The organism is Rhizobium johnstonii 3841 (assembly GCF_000009265.1).
In the GTDB taxonomy this organism is placed as follows: Bacteria; Pseudomonadota; Alphaproteobacteria; order Rhizobiales; family Rhizobiaceae; genus Rhizobium; species Rhizobium acaciae.
The window spans coordinates 4,081,080-4,087,500 of sequence record NC_008380.1; the positions used below are offsets into that span (position 1 = coordinate 4,081,080).

3 protein-coding genes, 1 tRNA gene and 2 rRNA genes (1 of these 6 running past the window's edge) are annotated in these 6,421 nt (G+C 58.0%); 3 read left to right on the top strand and 3 right to left on the bottom strand.

The window, feature by feature from the left end:
- Nucleotides 1–39 precede the first annotated feature (39 nt).
- From RL_RS19920 to RL_RS19930, 3 genes are all read left to right on the top strand, one after another.
- Nucleotides 40–1,206, top strand: coding sequence for a mandelate racemase/muconate lactonizing enzyme family protein (locus RL_RS19920; RefSeq protein WP_011653299.1), 1,167 nt, complete (start codon nucleotides 40–42; stop codon nucleotides 1,204–1,206).
- 63 nt (nucleotides 1,207–1,269) lie between these two features.
- The gene (locus RL_RS19925; RefSeq protein ID WP_011653300.1) at nucleotides 1,270–2,631 is read left to right on the top strand and encodes a mandelate racemase/muconate lactonizing enzyme family protein; all 1,362 of its coding nucleotides are present in this window, start codon (nucleotides 1,270–1,272) and stop codon (nucleotides 2,629–2,631) included.
- Between the two features lie 17 nt (nucleotides 2,632–2,648).
- Nucleotides 2,649–3,848 carry a mandelate racemase/muconate lactonizing enzyme family protein gene (locus RL_RS19930; protein ID WP_011653301.1) on the top strand — a complete coding sequence of 400 codons (1,200 nt, stop codon included), beginning with the start codon at nucleotides 2,649–2,651 and terminating at the stop codon, nucleotides 3,846–3,848.
- 215 nt (nucleotides 3,849–4,063) lie between these two features.
- Here RL_RS19930 and RL_RS19935 read toward each other — a convergent pair.
- From RL_RS19935 to RL_RS19945, 3 genes are all read right to left on the bottom strand, one after another.
- Nucleotides 4,064–4,140, bottom strand: a tRNA-Met gene (locus tag RL_RS19935).
- A gap of 214 nt (nucleotides 4,141–4,354) precedes the next feature.
- Nucleotides 4,355–4,469 (bottom strand): 5S ribosomal RNA (gene rrf, locus RL_RS19940).
- A 241-nt stretch (nucleotides 4,470–4,710) separates the two neighbouring features.
- Nucleotides 4,711–6,421 (bottom strand): 23S ribosomal RNA (locus RL_RS19945); it runs 1,230 nt beyond the window's last position.

Here is a 6,421-nt window from a genome sequence, read left to right on the forward strand (position 1 = left end):
AATATCGTTATCCCGACCATTTCAGTAAAGGCAGTTGAGATGAAAATCACCAGCGTTCGGCCGTGGCTAATCAGATCCGATGCTTCTTATTGGGGAGAGTTTCTGTTCGTCGAAGTGACGACCGACGAGGGGGTGAGCGGCTGGGGAGAGATCACCACCACGACGAGGCTCGCCAATCGCGCCCTCTGCACGATCCTGCGGCAGATCGGTGCCGCTTTGAAAGGCGATGACCCGGCGCGTATCGAGTATTTGTGGCACAAGATATTCCGCAGTTTCACCTACATGGGCAGTCGCGGCGCCGCAGTCGAATGTGTAAGCGCCATCGACATAGCCCTCTGGGACATCCGAGGCAAAGTCTTGGGCAAGCCGATTTACGAGCTGTTGGGTGGACCGGTACGCGATGAAATCGCGCTCTACACCCATCCCAACCAGGCCAAGTTTACCAGCAAAGAGGCTGTGGTCCGGGAAATTCGAGACATCGTCGAGTCCGGCCACACTGCGCTCAAGTTCGATCCTTTTCCATACCAAGGCCGCACCGCCGATGGACAGCCGCGCGAACAGCGGGACGGCTACCTCGATGGCAGCATGACCCGCAAGGATGAGCGCGAAGCCGCCGAACTCACGGCTCTGATCCGTGAAACGGCGGGCCCTGATGTCGACATCCTCATCGATGCGCATGGCCGCTTCGACGTTCCCACTGCCATTCGCCTTTGTCGGAGCCTCGAGGAAGCTGGTCAGATCGATTGGTTCGAGGAGCCCTGTCCACCGGAGAGCCTCAACGCTCTCAGACAGGTCCGCGAGAAGGTCAGCGCACCTATCTCGTGGGGCGAGCGCGGCCATACGAAGTGGGATTTCGTGCCGGTGCTCGAAAACAGGCTCGCCGACTACATCATGCCCGATGTCACATGGACCGGCGGCATTACCGAACTCAAGAAGATTTCTGCCCTATGCGAAGCCTACTACATCCCGGTCTCGCCGCATGACGCCGCAGGACCGATCAACGTGGTTGCGGGAGCGCAGGTGATGATGACCGTTCCTAACTTCTACAAACTCGAAACGTCGGAGTGGAACCTCGGCAAATACGATCACCTCATCGACAGACCACTCGATGTTTCGAACGGCAGCCTCACGCTTGCGCCCAAGCCTGGTCTCGGCGTCGAAATGAACCGCGACTACCTTCAAAACCACGAGATAGAGCTGGACTAGCAACGCTCTATGCCGCCGCAGCCGTGCGCGGAGACAAACCCAGCGACAGAACGAGGATAAATCATGCCAGAGGCAGATGGAGCCGACGAGGCGCTCAATCGGGTGAACACGCATTCCAAGCCGTCCGACCTTCGCATTACCGACATGCGGGTAGCTGAAATTGTCGGCGCGCCGTTCGCCTCAGTGCTGCTCAAGATTTACACCAACCAGGGCATCGTCGGGCTTGGCGAGGTGCGCGACGGCGCCAGCGCCACCTACGCGCTGATGCTGAAGAGCCGGTTGCTTGGCGAGAACCCTTGCGACATCGACCACCTGTTTCGCCGGATCAAGCAGTTCGGCGGGCACGGCCGGCAAGGCGGCGGCGTATCGGCGGTCGAAATCGCGTTGTGGGATCTTGCCGGCAAAGCCTACGGCGTCCCCATCTACCAGATGCTCGGCGGCCGGTTTCGGGAGAAAGTGCGCGTCTACTGCGACACCGATGCCACCGTGCCGAGCGGCACCGAGACCGGCAGGCGCCTCAAGCAGCGCATGGAACTCGGCTTCACCTTCCTCAAGATGGATCTGGGGCTGATGCAGATCGCGGATGTGCCCGGTGCGGTCGTGTCTCCTGCCGGCTCACTTGAAGGGTACCGCGACCACCCCGGCCGCGGCCCGCTGAAGACCATTGAAGAACGGCGCGTCCGCAACGCTGCGTACGATTTGCATAACGTCCCGCATCCGTTTACCGGCCTCCACTATTCCGACAAGGGCCTCGACTTCCTTGAGCAATACATTGCCGAGGTTCGTGAGGTCATCGGCATGGATATTCCGCTCGCGATCGACCACATCGGCCACATCTCAGTGCAGAACGGCATTCGCCTTGCCAGGCGAATTGAAAAATACGTGCCGGCCTGGCTCGAGGATGTGATCCCATGGCAGTACACCGAGCAGTACCGACAACTGCAGGACTCCACCACGGTGCCGATCTGCACTGGCGAGGACATATACCTCAAGGAGGCCTTCGGGCCTCTGCTCAAGAGCGGCGGCATCTCCGTTATCCACCCGGACCTGCTCACCAGCGGGGGCATCCTCGAGACCAAGAAGATCGGCGACATGGCGCAGGACCATGGTGTCGCCATGGCCATCCACATGGCAGAAAGTCCAATCGCCGCAATGGCCGCGGCACATGTCGCGACCGCGACCGAAAATTTCATGGCGCTCGAATACCATTCCGCCGATGTCGACTGGTGGGACGATATCGTCACGGGGCTTCCCAAGCCGCTGGTGAAGGACGGCTTTATCACTGTTCCGGACAAGCCGGGCCTGGGGATTGACGACGTCGTCGACGAGGTGATCTCGCAGCATCTGCAGCCGGGTGTCACCGGCATTTGGCAGCCCACGGATCGCTGGGACGATGAGTATTCCTGGGATCGCACCTGGAGCTGAGGCGAAAAGGAACGAAGATGAAGATCACCGATCTGCGCTGCGCCGTTATCGGCAAACACCCGATCGTCCGCATCGTTACGGACGAGGGCCTCTATGGCTTGGGCGAAGTCGAGTTCACCAAATCCTACCTCAAGCCCTTTGTGCTGCATTTCCGCGAGGCGCTGATCGGCGAGGACCCGACCGACGTCGAGAGAGTCATGCTGAAGATCCGCCAACGCGGCTCTTTCAAGCCGTACGGCGCAGCGGTAAGCGCTATCGAGCATGCGCTGTGGGATATTGCCGGCAAGGCCGCGGGCGTGCCCGTCTATAAACTGCTCGGCGGCAAGGTGCGCGACAAGGTGCGCGTCTACAACGGCTCGATCCGCCAAAAACGCACGGGCGACCGGCCGGAGGATTACGCCGCTGACGTCAAATGGATGATGGAGCAGCCGCAGAACTTCTTCATGGTCAAGCAAGGAATCTCGTTCCACTCCAACATGAAGGACACCATCGAGGACTTCCACTACGGCGTGACGCAGAAGAAGGCCGGCTATCACGGCGCCATGGATCAGGGCATGATCAGCGAGCGCGGTTTCAATCACATGCTCGACTGCGTGATCGCGATGAAGGAAGTGCTGGGCGACAAAGTCAGCCTGGCGCTCGACTGCGGTCCGGGCTGGATGCTGCCCGATGCGATCAAGTTCGCTCGCGCGGTCGAGAAGTACAATTTGATGTGGCTCGAGGATATGCTGACTGGCGACTACGTGCCGTGGGTCAATCCGCAGGCCTATCGGGAACTGACAACCTCCACCTCGACGCCAATCCACACTGGTGAGCAGATCTACCTGCGGCACAATTTCAAGGAACTGATCGAGACGCAGGCGGTACGCGTCATCGGCCCCGATCCAGCCGACATTGGCGGCATTGCCGAACTCAAATGGGTCGCTGAGCACGCCTACATGCACTCGATCCTGATGGCACCGCACGGCACCGCTAACGGCCTGCTGGGGCTTGGCGCGTTGATCAATGTCTGCGCCACATTGCCGGCAAACTACATCGCCTTCGAATATCCGAGCGCCTCCGACCCCTGGTGGGAGGATCTGGTAATCGGCTTGCCGCCGCAGATCGTCAAGGACAGCATGGTGGACCTACTGGAAGCGCCGGGGCTGGGCCTCGATATCGACGCCGAAGCGGCCAGGAGATATCTCAGGGAAGAGGATGCAGGCTTCTTCGACTGAAGCTCTCTCCACGCTATATCGTCGGCGATCGCAGCCTCTGGGAAACCTTGCCTTACTTCAGGGAGACAGCGAGTGCCCTGGATACAATACAGGCAGAATTCCTGGCCCGGAATGCATTGAACTGAAGGACCGGATCCGGTTGCTGCATCCTGGATGCTTGCCTCGACCTACTTCTGGAACGCAAAAAGCCCGCACGGGGCGGGCTTTGTCGTATTTGGTTGCGGGGGCAGGATTTGAACCTGCGGCCTTCAGGTTATGAGCCTGACGAGCTACCGGGCTGCTCCACCCCGCGTCCAGCGCAAATCCCGAAGGGATTTGTCGCGTCTGCGTAAAGCGCCTTTGGCGTTTTACGCTTACTGCCCGAGCAAATTGCTTGCAATTTGTCTCGTATTTTCCTGCCGATGCATTTTAACACAAAAGGCCGCTTTGTGAGCGGCCCTTTTGTCTCGGCTTTGGGCCGTTGGCTGTGAATGAGAAGATTGTTTTACATCAGTTGCGTTTTGCAGACCTGGCAGCGACCTACTCTCCCGCGTCTTAAGACGAAGTACCATGGGCGCAGGGGCGTTTCACGGCCGTGTTCGGAAAGGGAACGGGTGCAGCCACCCCGCCATAACCACCAGGTCGGCAAAGCGCAACTTTATGTTTTGAGAAGCTGGCAGGCGTTAGCCTGTTTTCTTTTTTTGAACACGTCTTTTGGAACCTCTTCCGGCTGCGGGTGCTTGTGGCACCCATACAGGCCAGAGGCCGTCGCCAATCGTTTGGCGGGCCGTCCGCAGCGCCATGGCGCGTCAGGACAAAGGTCTGGCACATCGGTCCGGACAAACACGATGTGTTTGCCGGGAGATGAGCATAGTCAATGAGAACGATCAAGCCGATCGAGCTATTAGTACCGGTAAGCTTCATGCGTTGCCGCACTTCCACACCCGGCCTATCAACGTGGTCGTCTTCCACGGCTCTGATAGGGAATACTCGTTTTCAGGTGGGTTTCCCGCTTAGATGCCTTCAGCGGTTATCCCGTCCATATGTAGCTACCCTGCTATGCCCTTGGCAGGACAACAGGTCCACCAGAGATATGTCCATCCCGGTCCTCTCGTACTAGGGACAGATCCTGTCAATATTCCTACACCCACGGCAGATAGGGACCGAACTGTCTCACGACGTTCTGAACCCAGCTCACGTACCGCTTTAATTGGCGAACAGCCAAACCCTTGGGACCTGCTCCAGCCCCAGGATGCGATGAGCCGACATCGAGGTGCCAAACAACCCCGTCGATATGGACTCTTGGGGGTCATCAGCCTGTTATCCCCGGCGTACCTTTTATCCGTTGAGCGATGGCCCTTCCACGCGGGACCACCGGATCACTATGACCGACTTTCGTCTCTGCTCGACTTGTCAGTCTCGCAGTCAGGCGGGCTTATGCCATTGCACTCGACGACCGATTTCCGACCGGTCTGAGCCCACCATCGCGCGCCTCCGTTACTCTTTCGGAGGCGACCGCCCCAGTCAAACTACCCACCATACACTGTCCCGGACCCGGATAACGGGCCGCGGTTAGACATCCATGACGATAAGGGTGGTATTTCAAGGATGGCTCCACGGAAACTGGCGTCCCCGCTTCAAAGCCTACCACCTATCCTACACATGCCGACACGAATGCCAGTGTAAAGCTATAGTAAAGGTGCACGGGGTCTTTCCGTCTGACCGCAGGAACCCCGCATCTTCACGGGGAATTCAATTTCACTGAGTCTATGTTGGAGACAGCGGGGAAGTCGTTACGCCATTCGTGCAGGTCGGAACTTACCCGACAAGGAATTTCGCTACCTTAGGACCGTTATAGTTACGGCCGCCGTTTACTGGGGCTTCGATTCAAAGCTTGCACCTCTCCTCTTAACCTTCCAGCACCGGGCAGGCGTCAGACCCTATACGTCGTCTTGCGACTTCGCAGAGCCCTGTGTTTTTGATAAACAGTCGCTACCCCCTGGTCTGTGCCACCCCATAATAGTTGCCTAGCATGGGGTCACGCTTCTTCCGAAGTTACGCGTGCAATTTGCCGAGTTCCTTCAACATAGTTCTCTCAAGCGCCTTGGTATACTCTACCTGACCACCTGTGTCGGTTTCGGGTACGGTCTATACGGTGGAGCTATTTCCTGGAACCGCTCCGCTGCCCATCCAATCCAATAAGAATGAACAACTTGTGCAATCCGTCACTACCACCAGGCCCACGAATATTAACGTGGTTCCCATCGACTACGCATTTCTGCCTCGCCTTAGGGGCCGGCTAACCCTGCTCAGATTAACTTTAAGCAGGAACCCTTGGTCTTTCGGCGAGAGGGTCTCTCACCCTCTTTATCGTTACTCATGTCAACATTCGCACTTCCGATACCTCCAGGAGCCCTCACGGGTCTCCCTTCATCAGCTTACGGAACGCTCCGCTACCACTTGCATTACTGCAAATCCTCAGCTTCGGTGCATGGCTTCAGCCCCGTTACATTTTCGGCGCAAAGACCCTTATTTAGACCAGTGAGCTGTTACGCTTTCTTTAAATGATGGCTGCTTCTAAGCCAACATCCTGG

Coding starts and splice junctions, on each gene's coding strand:
- RL_RS19920 (WP_011653299.1), top strand. CDS start 40: ATGAAAATCACCAGCGTTCGGCCGTGGCTAATCAGATCCGATGCTTCT.
- RL_RS19925 (WP_011653300.1), top strand. CDS start 1,270: ATGCCAGAGGCAGATGGAGCCGACGAGGCGCTCAATCGGGTGAACACG.
- RL_RS19930 (WP_011653301.1), top strand. CDS start 2,649: ATGAAGATCACCGATCTGCGCTGCGCCGTTATCGGCAAACACCCGATC.